Source organism: Pedobacter sp. WC2423 (assembly GCF_040822065.1).
Classification (GTDB): Bacteria; Bacteroidota; Bacteroidia; order Sphingobacteriales; family Sphingobacteriaceae; genus Pedobacter.
Genome location: NZ_CP162005.1, coordinates 2,024,070 through 2,040,833 on the forward strand (window position 1 = coordinate 2,024,070; position 16,764 = coordinate 2,040,833).

Annotated in this window: 15 protein-coding genes; 9 read left to right on the forward strand and 6 right to left on the reverse strand. The window is 39.3% G+C overall.

Features of this window, described 5'->3' with window-relative positions; genetic code table 11:
• Position 1 precedes the first annotated feature (1 nt).
• A complete protein-coding gene (locus AB3G38_RS08005; protein WP_367867970.1) occupies positions 2-1,117 on the reverse strand; it encodes a PepSY-associated TM helix domain-containing protein in 1,116 nt (371 codons plus the stop codon).
• A 97-nt stretch (positions 1,118-1,214) separates the two neighbouring features.
• On the opposite strand from AB3G38_RS08005, the gene AB3G38_RS08010 reads away from it, so the two are divergent.
• From AB3G38_RS08010 to AB3G38_RS08025, 4 genes are all read left to right on the forward strand, one after another.
• Entirely contained in the window at positions 1,215-3,647 is a 2,433-nt protein-coding gene (locus AB3G38_RS08010; RefSeq protein WP_367867971.1) for a TonB-dependent receptor, read from the forward strand.
• A gap of 122 nt (positions 3,648-3,769) precedes the next feature.
• Positions 3,770-4,192, forward strand: coding sequence for a secondary thiamine-phosphate synthase enzyme YjbQ (locus tag AB3G38_RS08015; protein ID WP_367867972.1), 423 nt, complete (start codon positions 3,770-3,772; stop codon positions 4,190-4,192).
• Between the two features lie 115 nt (positions 4,193-4,307).
• The gene (locus AB3G38_RS08020) at positions 4,308-5,423 is read left to right on the forward strand and encodes a GNAT family N-acetyltransferase (protein WP_367867973.1); all 1,116 of its coding nucleotides are present in this window, start codon (positions 4,308-4,310) and stop codon (positions 5,421-5,423) included.
• 16 nt (positions 5,424-5,439) lie between these two features.
• The gene (locus tag AB3G38_RS08025) at positions 5,440-7,812 is read left to right on the forward strand and encodes a mechanosensitive ion channel family protein (RefSeq protein ID WP_367867974.1); all 2,373 of its coding nucleotides are present in this window, start codon (positions 5,440-5,442) and stop codon (positions 7,810-7,812) included.
• On the opposite strand, the gene AB3G38_RS08030 is transcribed toward AB3G38_RS08025, so the two are convergent.
• From AB3G38_RS08030 to AB3G38_RS08040, 3 genes are all read right to left on the reverse strand, one after another.
• Positions 7,807-8,874: a glycosyltransferase family 4 protein gene (locus AB3G38_RS08030; RefSeq protein ID WP_367867975.1), complete on the reverse strand. Its 1,068-nt coding sequence runs from the start codon at positions 8,872-8,874 to the stop codon at positions 7,807-7,809. The genes AB3G38_RS08025 and AB3G38_RS08030 overlap by 6 nt on opposite strands.
• A complete protein-coding gene (locus tag AB3G38_RS08035) occupies positions 8,874-9,014 on the reverse strand; it encodes a hypothetical protein (protein ID WP_367867976.1) in 141 nt (46 codons plus the stop codon). Before AB3G38_RS08035 ends, AB3G38_RS08030 begins: the two co-directional genes overlap by 1 nt.
• Positions 9,015-9,304: 290 nt before the next feature.
• Positions 9,305-10,789 (reverse strand): PLP-dependent aminotransferase family protein, encoded by a 1,485-nt coding sequence (locus AB3G38_RS08040; protein WP_367867977.1) that lies wholly within the window; start codon positions 10,787-10,789, stop codon positions 9,305-9,307.
• Between the two features lie 67 nt (positions 10,790-10,856).
• Here AB3G38_RS08040 and AB3G38_RS08045 point away from each other — a divergent pair, with 67 nt between their 5' ends.
• From AB3G38_RS08045 to bioA, 5 genes are read left to right on the forward strand one after another with little or no spacing between them, the layout of a single operon-like run.
• Positions 10,857-11,462 (forward strand): hypothetical protein, encoded by a 606-nt coding sequence (locus tag AB3G38_RS08045; protein ID WP_367867978.1) that lies wholly within the window; start codon positions 10,857-10,859, stop codon positions 11,460-11,462.
• A gap of 1 nt (position 11,463) precedes the next feature.
• Positions 11,464-12,591 carry an aminotransferase class I/II-fold pyridoxal phosphate-dependent enzyme gene (locus tag AB3G38_RS08050; protein WP_367867979.1) on the forward strand — a complete coding sequence of 376 codons (1,128 nt, stop codon included), beginning with the start codon at positions 11,464-11,466 and terminating at the stop codon, positions 12,589-12,591.
• Between the two features lie 5 nt (positions 12,592-12,596).
• Positions 12,597-13,229: a dethiobiotin synthase gene (gene bioD, locus AB3G38_RS08055; RefSeq protein WP_367867980.1), complete on the forward strand. Its 633-nt coding sequence runs from the start codon at positions 12,597-12,599 to the stop codon at positions 13,227-13,229.
• An 11-nt stretch (positions 13,230-13,240) separates the two neighbouring features.
• Positions 13,241-14,227, forward strand: a complete 987-nt coding sequence (bioB, locus tag AB3G38_RS08060) for a biotin synthase BioB (protein ID WP_367867981.1) — start codon at positions 13,241-13,243, stop codon at positions 14,225-14,227.
• A gap of 1 nt (position 14,228) precedes the next feature.
• Entirely contained in the window at positions 14,229-15,518 is a 1,290-nt protein-coding gene (gene bioA / locus AB3G38_RS08065; protein WP_367867982.1) for an adenosylmethionine--8-amino-7-oxononanoate transaminase, read from the forward strand.
• 29 nt (positions 15,519-15,547) lie between these two features.
• Here bioA and AB3G38_RS08070 read toward each other — a convergent pair whose 3' ends face one another.
• Entirely contained in the window at positions 15,548-16,417 is an 870-nt protein-coding gene (locus tag AB3G38_RS08070; protein WP_367867983.1) for a glycosyltransferase family 10, read from the reverse strand.
• Positions 16,418-16,568: 151 nt separating this feature from the next.
• The gene (locus AB3G38_RS08075) at positions 16,569-16,760 is read right to left on the reverse strand and encodes a cold-shock protein (RefSeq protein WP_068396992.1); all 192 of its coding nucleotides are present in this window, start codon (positions 16,758-16,760) and stop codon (positions 16,569-16,571) included.
• Between the last annotated feature and the right edge of the window lie 4 nt (positions 16,761-16,764).

Below are 16,764 nucleotides of genomic sequence, written 5' to 3' on the forward strand. Positions count from 1 at the left end.
TTTAACTTTTACTTGCGAGTGCTTTTCGCTTGTCTTTTCGCTTACCTCTCCAGAAAAGGAAGCCTGTTAAGGGTAAACTGGCACAGATTAAACTGGACATAAAGGCAATGATTTTACCTGTTGTACCTAGTATTTGTCCGGTGTGCAGATCATAAGACATTTCATTTAATTTGAGCCCGCTGCTTTTATCACAGTGTGCCAGTTCTTTAACTAAAGCACCAGTGTTGGCATTGAAGTAATACCGGTCACTTTTATAATAAAACAGTGCTTTCTCATAAACAGTGATGTCCAGTACTGCAGAGCCTTTTGCGAGTGGAGCAATCAGAAACATGTCTGAATGCGGTGATCTTTTTACACTTTGCAAAAAGGTAACATCCAGAAGCTGGTTTGAATCGAGTAGTTTAACCGGCTTAACTACCGGAATTTTTTCCTCCAAAGCATAAGTACTGCCTAAATTAACGGTATTCTTCACCCCTGTTTTCAACCAGTCGTAACTGATTGACAAGCCTGTAAAAGCAAGAATAAAAGCAATTACGCAAGTATAAATTCCTAAAACACTATGAAGATCGTAATTTACGCGACGCCATCTCCCATTAAATTTAATGGTTAAAGACCTTTTAACTTGTGTTTTTCGTTTAGGCCACCAGATGATCACTCCGGTAATCAGCATCACCAAAAATATAAATACGGATACCCCAACAACCATTTTCCCGATTGGTCCCGGCAAAAGCAGATAGATATGGATAAACTGTACAATAGTGAAAAAATCTTTGCGCAGATTTTGATCATGCAGCACTCTACCTGAATATGGATTGATATGAACGGTATAGAACTGCCCTTTCCCTGTTAAGAAAATTACTGCTGCTCTGTCTTTACTGACATAAACGATTCTGCCTGTCTGAAGCTCAGGATGAACTTCTTTTGCGATTGCACTGAGTTTTGAGGGCAAAAGTACTGGCTTATTTTGTACTTCGATTTTACGCCAGGGTTCTGTCGCATCTCTTATTTCATCTTGAAAGGCGTACAAACAACCTGTTATACTCACAATAAACACCACTAATCCAGAGGTTAAGCCCAACCATCTGTGTGCAAGACGCATTATTTTCTTCAAGTTCATTCTTAATATTTGATCAAAAATATAAAAATAAAGCATTATTTGGAATTAATCCAAATAAATCATTGCTTTGCGGTGTAAAAATCAAAAACGCAAACACATGAGAAAAAATCTACATTTAATTTTAATACTGATGATTGCTTTTACAGTTGGCGCCAATGCGCAGACTGTAAGCGGAATTATCAGTAATAGTACCGAACCGCTTAGCGGTGCAAATATCAAAATTGAAGGCAAAAACCTGGAAACCAGTACTGACAAGGAAGGACATTTTGAATTAAAACTTGAACCAGGTACTTATCATCTTGTGGTAAGTTATATTGGTTATAATCAAACCGTTAGAAAAATTACTTTAGTTAAAGATCAGCAGTTGAAATTGGAAATGGCAATGGATCCTTTGAATACCATGGACGAAGTTGTCGTGGTTTCTTCGCGCAAACCGAGTAAGGTTAGTGAAATTCCAGGAACAGTCTGGATCATTGACAATCAGCGTTTACAGGAACAAATTAAAGGTGGCGTCAGCTTAAAAGAGGCTTTAGCCAGATTGATTCCTGGTTTGGATGCCGGCCCTGAAGGCCGTACCAACTTCGGTCAGAACTTAAGAGGCAGAAATGTACTGGTCATGATTGACGGGGTTTCTTTAAACAGTACCAGATCGGTGAGCAGACAGTTTGATTCGGTTGATCCTTTTAATATTGACCGTATTGAAGTACTTTCCGGAGCCAGCTCAATTTATGGTGGCGGTGCAACTGGCGGGATTATCAATATTATCACTAAAAAAGGACAAGCCGGACCTCCTGCTTTTACAACCGAAGCTGGTATCCGCAGTGGTTTAAAACAAAATGCAGATCATGACGTGCGTTTTGCGCAGTCTGTTTCGGGTGGCAGTGATAACTTTAAAGGAAGAATAGGCATTGCTTATCAGAAAAACAATGCTGCCTTTGATGCGAATAATAAACAGATTTTCACGGACATTACACAAACGGATTTACAGTACAACCAGTCTTTTGATATTTTTGCGAATACAGAATTCAAGTTGACTGCTAAACAAACTTTAAAAGTAAACGCTCAGTATTACAATTCTGGTTATGTTGGTAATAGAGATCTTTTTCTGGGTGCCAATTATGCAGGTTTACTAGCTAAACCTGAACTTTTAGAAATGAGAAATGGTTTTTCATCGTCTGTAAAACCACAAACATCACGTGCTTCGGTCAACGTTGATTACCATGCTGCTGATATTTTAGGTGGTCAGGATTTATATATTCAGGGATCAAGCAGAAATGAAAAATTCAGCTTTCACCCTTTTCCTGGTCAGGTAATTAATCCGGCAATACCAGGCGGCCGTCTTATTTACTCAGGATCTACGGTTCAAACGACCAGGTATAGTGCAGTGAAATTAGTATTGGCTAAACAATGGTCAGCTTTCAATTTAACTTATGGTGTTGACGGTGATAATGAAAACTTTATTGGCAATCAAACTGTATTTGACAGAGCAGTTGCGGCTTCAAGCGGTGGAATGATTAACAATGGAATTGCAACGGTACGCCGTTATCCTGGTGTTGATATCAATAGTCTTTCTGGTTTTATGCAGGCACAATGGAATGTAACAGGCAAACTGAGTTTATCAGGTGGTGTGAGACAACAAAGGATGTATGTAAAAGTAGCTGATTTCGTTGGAATTAATGCGCAGGTGCCTATTATTTTTGGTTTAGGTAAAACAGCTGCTACTATTGCTGGTGGTAAAAGTAACTATGACGTGAACTTGTTAAATGGTGGTTTAGTATACAAAATCTCTGCGCCTGAGCAGGTTTGGGTTAACTTTGCACAAGGTTTTAACCTGGCTGATCCGGCTAAATATTATGGCCAGGGTACTTATGCGCTGAATGGTGCAAACTGGGATTTAGTGAAAGGAAGCAGCGTAACTACTTCTCCGCTCACAGGATTAAAAACCAACCAGTTAGAAACAGGATGGCGTCACCGTGGTCAGGTACTGAATGCACAGGTTGCTGCTTTTTATTCATGGTCTGATAAAGACATGAAAACAAATACAGCTAACTTTGCCGTTGAAGTAATTGATCGCAAGCAACGTAATTTCGGTGCTGAAGCTTCTATTTCAGCTACTTTACCTGGTGGCTTTGAAATTGGTGGAAATGGTTTATACATCAAGTCTCAGTTCAAAGCGGATGATTCCTGGAAATCACAGGATATCAGTAATGCAAGTCCTTCAAAAGCAACTGCTTTTATTGGATGGAGCAATAAGTCTATCGGATTCAAAGCACAGGGTTTCCGCTCTTTCGATTTGAAAGACAATGTGAACAACGAATTGAAAGGATATACAACAGTAGATTTGTTAGGTCATGTTAAATTACCTCTTGGAACGTTATCATTTGGTGTACAAAACTTATTAAATAAAGAGTATCAAACTATCTGGAGCAAACGTGCTCAGGTTCTTTACAGCACGCTGGGAGTTCCTCAAACTTATTATTACTTAGGCAGAGGCCGTACTTACAATGTAAGTTATACGATAAATTATTAGCAGGCACTAATCTTATCAAATTTGAAGGCGGACATCCATTTGGGTGTCCGTCTTTTTTATTAGTCAGCTATATTATTATACAGGAAATATCGTTGATGATGGCAGACCCCTAAATAACGAAAATGAAATTTTATCAGCATGCTATCCTTCTCAGAGAAAGAAAAAGAGGTTTTCACCTGATTACTTCTGATATTCTTCAGGCATTTCCAGAAATAACTACACTAAAAACGGGCATTTGCCAGGTTTTTATTCAACACACTTCTGCTTCGCTGACCATTAATGAAAATGCTGACCCTACGGTCCGCCATGATTTCGAAATATTTTTCAATAAAGCGGTTCCGGAGAATGATCCTGATTATCTGCATGACGAGGAGGGTTCGGATGATATGCCAGCTCACCTGAAAACAGCTTTGCTGGATACCTCTTTGATGATTCCAATTCGTAATGGTCGTTTAGCGCTGGGTACATGGCAGGGAATTTACCTGTGTGAACACCGTAATTACGGGGGCTCAAGGGCCATCATGTTAACTGCCTGGGGAGAATGATGCAGGCAAAATACCAACGAATCATACAAGCTATTATGCATTTGAATATATTTGAAGACCGAAATATAAAATCGGCTTACAAACAGGTATCCACCTCTCCAATCAAATTATTCATATGAAAAAAATAATTGCGGTAAAATCAAAGAAAGAACTTAAAACATTTATTGATTTTCCTCATGAGCTTTATAAAAATGATCCGTATTATGTTCCGGAATTGTTTATTGCTCAAAAAGATTTGTTAACTACACACCCTTTTCATAAGCATTCTTCGCTACAAACTTTTTTATTGTATGATGGAGATCAGGTTACTGGTCGTATTGCCGCAATCCAGAATAATAACCACAATATTGCAAATAATTCCAATGATGGTTTCTTTGGTTTTTTCGATTGTATCAATGATGCAGAGAGTGCGTCTTTATTATTTCAGGAAGCTGAAAAATGGTTAAAAGCAAAAGGTCTGACTAAAATGGTTGGCCCTGTCAATTTTTCTACGAACGAACCTTGTGGTTTACTTATCCAGGGTTTTGATTCCCGTCCGGTAGTGATGATGCCTTATAATGCTTCTTATTATCCTGCACTGCTGGAACAAAATGGACTTGCAAAACAGGTAGATCTGATTGCCTGGAAGTGGGATGGGGATGCTTATGATGACCGTTCTGTACAATTAATGGATAAATTGCAGTCCCGTTTATTACGAAGCAATATTACTATCCGTAAAATTAACATGAAAAAATTTAAGGAGGAAGCAGAAAACCTTCGCGAAGTATACAATAAAGCATGGGACAAAAACATGGGTTTTGTGCCGTTGAATGACGAAGAATATGATTACCAGGCCAAAGATCTTAAGCTGATTTTAGATCCGGATTTTTGCCTGGTTGCTGAACAGGAAGGAAAGATTGTAGGTTTTGGCGTAGCTATTCCGGATATCAATGAAATCCTGATCAAAATTAAAAGAGGAAGGTTATTCCCTACTGGTATATTTAAACTGCTGCTGAACAAGAAAAAGGTATCCGGAATCAGGATCTTATTGCTGGGTGTAGTGGAAGGTTACCGTAAAATGGGAATTGAAGCTTGTTTATATGGCAATATTATTAAAGCTTATAAAGCTAAAGGATTAAAGTATGCAGAGGCATCATGGACACTGGAGCACAATGATTTAGTGAATAATGCAATCCGTGCAATTAAAGGAGATCCGTATAAAAAATACAGGATTTACGAAAAAACAATTTAAGGCCCAAGAGGTATACATGAAGTTCAACAGTCATTTTTCAATTGCTCAGCGCCCGGGATTGCTGATCCTGTTTGTCGTATTATTTTTGAATAGTACGGGGCTTTTGGCGCAGCAAAAGAAAGCTGTTAAAGGGAGTAGTGATCTTTCTTACCTGAACGATTCAACGGTACTGAACAAGAGCGATTATTTGCTCAGGTTAGGTAAAGTGTTTGAAACCATCAACCAGGTACAGGTCACTACTTCTTCTTTTTATTTACTGAAGCCTATCGCCATGCATTTAACGCAGGACGAGGCAGCAATCGGCCTGATGAAAAAGCGTTTGTCACAAAGTGACCGGACACTGAATGTGCAGAACCTCCAAATGTATCAAACCTTACTGGATGAACTGGAAACTAACAATCTGGGTTGTATGGATGATCTCCAGCGTTATGAAAAAGAATTAAACGGACTTAAAACCCAGATTCTTACACTGCGTAAGGATACCGTACTGATGAAAATCTTCAGGACAGATTCTTTAAAGCGGATGTTTAAAGCTGAATTTGCAGAGCTGGGTAAAAAACGTATTGTGATGGATAGCCTGATCAAGTCTAATACCAGCTTAATCAATAATCTCCAGGCACGAACTTCTGCTAATATCATCACAGTCAGGGAATTAAAATACACAGCAGATAACCAGTTATCTTCTGTGAGTATCAAGGCTTTTAGTAAGGAAAGACGGTACTTATGGGAATCTGTAGACAAAAAAGCGAACAAACGTGTAGATTTTCAGCGGTTCATAGAAAGTGAAAAGCAAATTTCCGGCTATTATTTTGAGTATACCCGGGGCAGCAGAGTTTTATTACTTGTGATTGGGGCTGCTTTTTTCTTTTGGATATATTTCAACTTCAAGAGTTTAAAGCAAAGAGACAAATTAGATGCTGTTAAAGATCTGAATTTCACATTTATCAGGCAAAAACCTTTCCTGATCACGCTGATCTTCATACTCACACTGGCGCCTGTTTTTGACTTACTGGCTCCAGCGCTGTACATAGAATTTATTCATGTTTTACTGGCCTTAAGCATTACTGCCTTACTTTTCAAAAGACTCCCGAGAGAAGTTTTTTATAAGTGGTGTATTTTTGTCATACTGCTGATCTTCCCGGTTATTCTGCGTTCATTAGGCATGCCTGCACGTTATCAACGCTGGTTATTATTGATATTCGGTATCGCCTCCCTGGTATTTGGCTTGTATAGCTATAAAATTTTAAAAGAGAAAGCGGTAAAATACAGGTTGTTAAAGAGTGTTGCTATCCTTTATATCATTTTTAATTTCCTGGCGATCATCTGTAATTTATTTGGCCGTTTTACTTTAACCCAGATTTTCTATAGTAGCGCTGTAAGTTCATTATTACATGCAATATCCTTGATTATCCTTGCAGGGGTAATCACTGAGGCCTTTTTATTACAGATTAAAACCAGCAGGGTCAGGAAAAATTATCCTGAACACTTCGATTGGGAACCTGTTGTCAAAAGTCTGCGTGGATTATTAGGTATCGGGGTATTTTTAATCTGGCTGACGTTATTGCTGGTTAATCTGAACATATTTGACGGATTATATACCACTTTAGTAGCAATATTAACCGAAAAACGCAAAATTGGAACCCTTGTCTTTACTTTTTGGGGGATTGTGTTATTTCTGATGATCATCTGGGTAGCTAATTTTCTTCAAAAATATATTGCCTACTTTTTTGGGGATACTGGTGATGATTCGCTGGATGATAATAAAGGAGAACGTTCTAAATTGATAGTAACCAAACTGGTGTTGCTTATAGGTGGCTTTTTACTGGCCGTAGCGGCTTCAGGATTACCAATTGATAAGATTACCGTAGTACTGGGCGCTTTGGGCGTAGGTATCGGCTTAGGGCTTCAGAATATAGTCAGTAATTTCGTTTCAGGTATCATTCTGATCTTTGATAAAACGGTTCGTATTGGTGATGTGGTGGAGATCAGTGATAAAAAAGGAAGAGTTAAAGAGATCGGAATCCGTGCGAGTACTTTATTGACAGATGATGGTGCTGAAATTATCATTCCGAACGGAGCTATTTTATCTAATAATATTATCAACTGGACACTGACGAATAACCAGATGCGTGTGGTCATCGAGTTTTCAGTAGCAAATCCTTTCCACAGGGAAGAAGTTACAGAGCTGATCAAGGAAACTATCGCTTCAAGTGACAACATTTTCACAGCGAAAGAGCCAAAGGTGATCATCGTTCCGAAAAATAAGACGAGCAGTACAATTAAGATCTATTTTTGGTGTAAAGACATCTCTATGGCTGAAAATACAAGGAGCACGATTAATTCGGTCATCTTTGATGAACTGGAAGAAAGAGGAATTGAGATCTTATAAATTTACCGGGTGAGGTTTGATTTCCGGCTCCCACAGGTCAGAACATCTATTTATATAATCATTTATAATTTCAGGGGTGTAATTTTTAACCAGCGACCTGGCATTGATCTCAATAGAGCTGTAGAGATGGCTGCATATCAGGTTTTCCAGGCTTTTGACAACTTTATCCGCTTTGTATTCTTTTGCCACCTTACGTTTTGAGGATTCGGATAGTATTTCTCTTATTTTTTCATCTTCATATAAGAAAACAAGCACATCAGCAATTTTTTCCTGATCATGCGCTACAATAAACCCCGTCTGTCCATTGTCAACCAGCTCAATTGGTCCATTATCCCGGCCCGGGGTATTGACAGCAACAACGGGAATACCAACAGCCATAGCTTCTGCAATAGCTATTTCGAAGCTTTCACTTATTTTACTTGCAGTCAGGAATATATCCATAGCACTGTAATACATCAATAGTTGCTGCAAATCCAATGTGGCATCAAAAATGACCAGCTTGTCCATGATATTCAGATGCTTTGCATGTTTAATAATTTCTGGTGTAACCCCGGCTAACAGAAATTTTGCATGGTTTACTCTTTTTGCAAACTCCGCAAATGCATCTAATGTAATCAGATCAAAATTAGCGTTAACTGAACTGCCTCCGCTCCCTATAATGAAGGAATTTTGAAGATTATACTGCTGTTTAAATGTTTTCAAGAGATAATCTGCTGGCAAAAGACTATTGATATGTTTAACATCAACAGGGTAAGACAATACTTTTCTTTTAGCGGCGAAATCATCTTCCAGATCACGATCAGCAAGCATCCTGCGGGCTAAAATCGATTTTGATATATACAGATCATAATCAACGAGCTCATAGTATCCGGAATGATTATATAATCCAAAGATATTGGTCATCAGGACAAGCCTTGGTTTGTTCGCTTTTACGATAGCAAACAGTTCCGGATCCAGAGAACCATCGCCGTGCCAGTGAAACACATCAGTTTCCCGGAGGAGTGGAGCAAGCTTATTCAGATCTCCATTTAAATTCACAACATTGATACCCAAATCCTGCATCAGTCCACCCCTTCTTTTACGCCAGCAACCGTGACCTCAAAATTGTCCTTGTTCAGAAATTTACTGATTAACTGAATGGTGTACGCTGCACCTCCCAAGCCTGATTCATTACCGGCTTCAATAATTTTTATCTTCTTCATTGCTGAGTTCTAGTTTCAGTATTACTCAAACAATTTACATACTTTTTCTTTGCTCAGATGGGTCATATGTCCCAAAATACAAAGACCATTTTTCTACAGAAAATAAGAAACTGCAAGAGATATTTAACAAGTATTCACATTTTTAATTCCGGCAAATGATGAAAAAGCAATAATAAAAATACTTATCTTCTCAACTGAATATAAAAAGTATATAAATAAAATAAAAACACTGATTAACAATTTATTATGAAACTAATAATATCAAATGATAACATTAATTATTATTATTTTTAACTTTCTTTAACAGCCTGTGTTAAGATACCTACAGCCTCTTCAAGTTCAACTGTAGTCAAATTTCCGAATCCTAATCTCATTGCTGTAAAACTGTCTGTCTGGTACAGCAGCTCCTGAGGAAGATGAAGGTTTCTCTTCAAACAATTTTTACTGATCCGCATTAGATTCAGCTGGGGATTCCATTTTGTCCAGACAGATAATCCGCCAGGTGGCGAAGAAAAACTCAGCTCCTCTCCTAGCTGTTCGCGGAGTAAATTCACAAAAATATCCCTGCGTTCCTGGTAAATTTTTACCGCCTTTTTGAGATGCCGCTGAATCTCTTTTTCTTCAAGCAATTCGGCAAGCGCCTGCTCCATCAGCATATCTCCCTGCCGGTCTACAAGCCTACGGAATTTTGCCATTTCCCGGATCAGATTTTCGGGAGCAATCAGGTAGCCCGAACGAAAACCAGGTGCCAGTGATTTACAAAATGAACCAATGTAAACCACCATTCCATTGGTGTCTGCACTCGCTAAAGGCAGCACCGAATTTCCGTTATAATGGAAATCGTAATCATAGTCGTCTTCCAGAATAATAAAGCCATAGGTAACGGCAAGCTGTAACAATTCTACTCTGCGCTCAGCACTCAGGGTAACGGTGGTTGGGTAATGGTGATGTGGTGTAAGGTATAACATCCTTATCTTTTTTGTTTTGCATAATTCCCGGATTGCAGCTACAGATATCCCATCTGCATCCACAGGAACAGAGATAATCCTGCCTCCGGACTGCTGGAAACACATATTCGCCAGGTAATAACTTAAATCACCAACAATCACCAGGTCTCCGGGTTCAATCAGCATACTGGACGCCATATATATACTCATATGAATTCCCCGGGTAGTCAGGATATTATTCTTATTGATATGCAGTCCCCTGGTATTGTTCAGATAAGATGCCAGTGTTTCTCTGAAATATTCATTTCCTTCCACGTGTGAATAACCAAAGTGTTTGTAATTGGTTTTACTTTTCAAAATCCCACCGTAAACTTTAGATAACCTTTCTAATGGAAGCAGCCTGATATCAGGCAAACCATCGTTAAATTCCAGTCCTGCTGTGGAACTAACTGTTAAAACATCCAGCAAAATACTTTGTTTAAAGCGGTAACCTGTTTCTGCGGGATAACTGGTCAGAAATTTTTCATCATAAGATTGCAGCGAGATATTTTCCTGCGGCCCCTTATTTCTGACAAAAGTGCCTTTATTCGGTCTGATTTCAGTCCATCCTTGCGCATCCAGTTCATCATATGCGGCAATAATAGTTTTTCTATGCACTTTAAGGTCTTCTGCCAGGCTACGCGTGCCAGGCAGCTGAACTCCAGCTAAAAGCACTCCTCTTTGTATCGCATTAATCATTTGATGGGCAATTTGAAGATAGACCGGGCGGTCTAATAACCTGTCGATACGGATAACATTTTGAAAAGAAATTTGAACCGGACTACTCATAAACTTAAAACTGGTACCTATTAACTGTCCGGTAAGATAATACTTTTGGCACAAACAAATGAAATCAATGGAATTAGAGGAGCTTCTTCAACATATAGTCAGTAATGACCACACGCATGCACGCTTCCTGAATACACTGTCTTTACAGGAGAATATAGGCGCCAGAAAGATATCAGCGAACGAAAGACCGGAAACATCCACCTATATGGTTTTAAAACATGCGGCAGAGGAACACCGGCATGCCTTCTACCTGAAGAAACAAATTGCCAGGTTAAATGCAACAGCATGCCCTACCTATGAGCCGGACTACCTGCTCGCACCTTATAGCAGCAAGTACTATCTGAATAAGCTGGACCTGATGACCAGCCGCTATTTAAGGGATAATCTCCAGTTAACGGGCTCGGCATTAAAATTTGCAGCTTATTTACTGGTAACTTATGCGATTGAGGTACGCGCAGACCTGATTTATCCAATTTATCAGGCAATACTTACGCAGCATAACAGCAAAGTCAGTGTACGTTCTATTATATTGGAAGAGCAGGGCCATCTGGAAGAAATGACGGTTCAGCTCAAAAGCTTTTCCAAATCCTGGGAGAGCCATGCAGAAAAGATAACGACTATAGAAGCTATACTTTATCAGGATTGGATCAATGATTTAGCCAAAGCTGTATAGCATGAAACAGGGCGCCAATGAAATGATGCTGGACAAATTAAAGTTAAGGAAAAGCGAATCTACTTTCCGTAGTTTACAGACAAAGAATGACTTATATGACTTCAGCTCAAATGACTATTTAGGTTTTGCACGTTCTGCGGAGTTGCGTCAGGCTATAAATGAAGCTTTAGAGAAACATCATCAGATAAGTAATGGCGCAACAGGTTCAAGATTACTTAGCGGGAATTCTGTCTTTGCAGAGCAACTGGAAGAAGAAATTGCCGGTTATCACCAGGCAGCAAACGGACTGATTTTCAACTCTGGTTATACTGCGAATTCAGCCCTGTTTTCCTGTCTGCCACAAAAAGGTGATACTATTCTTTATGATGAGTTTATTCATGCTTCAGTGATTGATGGCGCAAGACTGAGTTTCGCTTCACGCTTTAAGTTTAGTCATAATGATCTGGAAGACCTGGAAAAGAAACTAAAAAAAAGCACTGGAGTCTGTTATGTTGCAGTGGAGAGTATTTATTCCATGGACGGTGATAGTGCTGATTTAATTCGTATTGCTGCTTTATGCACAAAGTACCAGGCGCATTTAATTGTTGATGAAGCACATGCTTTTGGTGTAATTGGTACCGGACTGGTTGATTCACTGGGAATGCAGCAAGACGTATTTGCACGCATAGTTACGTTTGGAAAAGCACTGGGTTTACATGGAGCAATTGTATTAGGTACTGATTTACTGAGAGATTACCTCATTAACTTCGCGCGCCCCTTTATTTACACTACCGCCCTCCCCTTCTCTCAGCTTTTAGCTTTAAAAATTGCTTACAGGCGTCTTTTAACTTATTTACTGAATAAAAGTACACTTCATTATAAATCGTCGCTCCTGAAGGCTAATTTACCTTTTCAACACCAGGCAAGATGCCGGAATAATATAGGTGCAATATTCTGCCTCCTCATTTCCGGCAATAAGGAGGCGATCCGGTTCAGCCGCATTTTACAAAATAAAGGTTTTGATGTACGGCCAATTTTAAGCCCCACTGTTCAAAAAGGCAGTGAAAGGCTGCGTATTTGTATACATACGCACAATACTGATGAGGAAATACTCAAATTATGCTATCATATTAAACAACTGAGTCAATAAATCACATGGACAATAAACCCCTATTTATCACCGGCATTAGTACTGAAGTCGGAAAGACCATTGTTTCTGCCGTGATTACAGAACAATTAAAAGCTGATTACTGGAAACCAGTGCAGGCCGGAGATCTGAACAATACAGATACTGACCAGGTAAAACAGCTCATCAGCAACACCAGAAGCACTTTTTATCCGGAAACTTATCAATTCGAAATGGCAGCATCACCTCATCGCGCTGCAAAAAGAGAAGGAATAGAAATACGCCTTCAGGATTTTCACCTTCCTGAAACAAACAATCAGTTATTGATTGAGGGTGCCGGAGGGTTATTTGTTCCGCTTTCTCACCGGTTTTTAATGATAGACCTGATCAGGCTTTTAGGTGCAGATACTATATTAGTAGTCAGAAACTACCTGGGCTGCATCAACCATACCCTACTCAGTATACATGCATTAGTGAGTAAAAATATCCCATTAAAACACGTGGTGCTCAATGGAGATTTCGATTTTGACACCCTGAATGTGCTGCTTCATCATCTGCCAAAAAACACCACATGGAGCAAATTACCTGAATTCACAGTAATTAACAGAGATGCGATTGCAAATGCACCTCTTCAATTTAATCCTATTCCGATTATCAATTAATTTTATTTAGCATGAACAATAATACGACTATACGCAATGACTGGTCTATCCAGGAAATCGAAAATATCTATCATCAGCCTTTGCTGGAACTTGTTTACCAGGCTGCAACTGTACATCGTCAATGGCATAAAGCCGGAGAAGTACAGGTTTGCACCTTGTTATCTGTAAAAACCGGAGGCTGTCCTGAGGATTGTTCTTATTGCGGACAGGCTGCCCGTTATCATACAGGAATTACTGTCAAAGCATTAATGTCAAAAGATGATGTGGTAGCAATTGCACAAAGAGCCAAAGATTCCGGTTCTTCCCGTTTCTGTATGGCCGCAGCATGGCGTGAAGTACGTGACAACCGTGATTTTGAAAACATCCTTGAAATGGTGCAGGGTGTGAATGAGATTGGCTTGGAAGTTTGCTGTACGCTTGGCATGATTACCGAAACACAAGCTGCAAGATTACAAGAGGCCGGATTATATGCTTATAATCATAATCTTGATACTTCTAAAGATTACTATCAGGAAATTATCAATACGCGTACCTATGATGACCGGTTATCCACCTTGAACAATGTCAGAAAAGCAGGAATTTCTGTTTGTTCTGGTGGAATCATCGGCCTGGGAGAAACACATGCAGACCGGATCAATATGCTCCATACTTTGTCAACGCTGGCTCAGCACCCGGAATCTGTTCCTGTAAATGCACTGGCAAGAGTAAAGGGTACACCTTTAGCTGATTTGCCAAAAGTTGACTCCTGGGAAATGGTCAGAATGATTGCTACGGCAAGAATATTAATGCCAGAATCTATGGTCAGATTAAGTGCCGGACGTGCAGAAATGACAACCGAAGAGCAGTCGTGGTGCTTCATGGCTGGTGCGAATTCTATCTTTACGAGTGAAAGTGAAGAGTTACTGGTTACCCCAAATCCAAGACTGGATGACGACAGGAAAATGTTTGCTTTGCTGGGCCTGAAGCCTATGCAGAAAGAAAACACACAAACCATTTGATATGAATTCAATAGAAGAAGATACCTTAAGTTTAACTGAAAGAGATTCAAAGGTCATCTGGCATCCTTACACCCAAATGTTAAATGCAATTATCCCTACAGCAATTGTACGTGCCGAAGGCTGTTATCTGTTTGACGAGGAAGGCAAAAGTTATATAGACGCGATCTCTTCGTGGTGGGTAATTCTTCATGGTCACTCCCATCCTTATATCGCAGACCGGGTATCCGCACAGATCAGAAAACTTGATCAGGTAATCTTTGCTGGCTTTACGCATGAACCTGCTGTTGAACTTGCCGAAAAGCTGCTGGAAATACTTCCTCAAAATCAGGAAAAAGTATTTTATACAGACAATGGATCTACAGCTGTAGAGGTAGCTTTAAAAATGTGTATGCAGTATTGGCATAATCAGGAAAAGTCCAAAACAAAGGTAATGGCTTTTAACAATGGGTATCATGGAGACACTTTCGGCGCGATGTCAGTTAGTGGCCGCAGTGCATGGACCGCTCCATTTGATGCTTATTTATTTGAAGTAGTCTATATCGACCTCCCGAAAGCAGAGAATCTGCCTGAGCTGAAAAGACAAATTTCTGCCATAAGTGATCAACTGGCTTGCTTTGTTTATGAGCCATTGGTTCAGGGCTCTGCAGGAATGATCATGTACGGGGCTGCTGAATTGGATGAGCTGATGAAACATTGCAGGTCCGAAAACGTATTTTTGATACAAGATGAGGTCTTTACAGGATTTGGGCGCACCGGAAAACATTTTGCTGCGAATCATTTAACAGAAAAACCGGATGTCATGTGCTTTTCCAAGGGTTTGACTGGAGGAACAATGCCTTTAGGGGTAACCACCTGTTCACAAGATATTTACAATGCATTTTTATCTGAAGACAAGCTAAAAACTTTATTTCATGGTCATTCTTTCACGGCAAACCCCCTGGCTTGTACCGCAGCTTCAGCGAGTATTGATTTATTGCTAACGGAGGAAACTCAGCAGCATATAGACCGTATCTGCCGCAGACATGCTGGTTTTCTGCAAAGGATCAGGCATCATATGCGGGTGGAATCAGCAAGACAGACGGGGACAATCCTGGCCATTGAATGGCGCACAGAAACGGGCACCTCTTATTTCGATGACCTGAGAAACTTATTGTATGATTACTTTTTGAATAAAGGAATTTTAATGCGTCCGCTGGGAAATGTCATTTACATTTTACCACCTTACTGCATTAGTGATGAAGATCTTGATCGTATTTACGAAGAAATCGAAGGGGCACTGGAACTTTATTAAATGTAAAAGGGGCTTTTAATAAGCCCCTTTTACCCGTAACGTTTCTCCAGAATAATTTCCTTCAGTTTGGTATAAAGATTATAATGATGAAAGTAAATATCTTTATTCCTGGTAGAAAGTGGCGCTGGTTCTTTAATGATCTTTTTGATGTCTTCTATAATAGCAGGACTATCAAGATCTATTGTTCTGAAATAGCGTTCATCATAAATATCAGCGATATTTGGTGCACCATTATAAATCGGAATGGTACTACAGAGTGCGCAATCCACAAATTTTTCTGTTACATAATTCCATTCATTTGAGTTTTCTATGGCAATAGAATATTCATAAGGCAATAAACCTGTAAACTTATATTCCAGTGCTCCTTTGAACCTTCTGTCTTCAATTTCCAGCCGTTTTCCATAAATATCAATATCCAGATCTGATGCCAGTATCTTTTTTAAAAGACCGATACGCTTCTGATAATTCCCTGTGGGTTTATTTAAATAGGAAATAATCATGGATAACTTTTTATCTTTTTTAGTGTTTGCGGCCGCATCAAAAAAGGCATGCGGCACATGGTCATGATAAAATAGATAAGAGGGGGATGTGATTACGTCTCCTCCGATATGAAGGTTATGTTTTTTTTCAAATAATTCAGGGTCATGAACGAGCACATAGTCGCTGTGCAGCAAAAAATCAATATATTCATGTGCTTTACTCCATGAAGGCTCCTGAATGACGGTAATGACTTTAGCCCTTGGGATTATAGGTTCATCAGTACGGTTGAATACCACGGCATAATCATAATCATTTGCAATAGTGAAGGTTAAATCACTGTCGTAAATAAGATAATTTGCTTTAAATCTTTTTAACAGGTTCTCTGAACCGTCATAGTTGGAGAGAAATTTGATTTTCATATAGGTATCTGTTTTTTATAGATACCTAAGATAAAGAATAGGAAAAGCAGCGCATAGTATCTGCTTATTTTGGGACATCTGGCCCTGCAGGGCATAAAAAAACCGGTCCGATAAATCGGACCGGTCAAGGTCAATTATATAGTTAATAAACTTAAACTAACTGAACATTAATTGCGTTAAGACCTTTACGGCCTTCTTCTACATCATAAGTAACTTTATCGTTCTCACGGATGCTGGCCATCAGGCCTGTTGAATGAACAAAGATTTCACTGTCGCCATTTGCTGGTACGATAAATCCGAAACCTTTAGTTTCATTAAAAAATTTTACTACTCCTTCTTGCATTGTA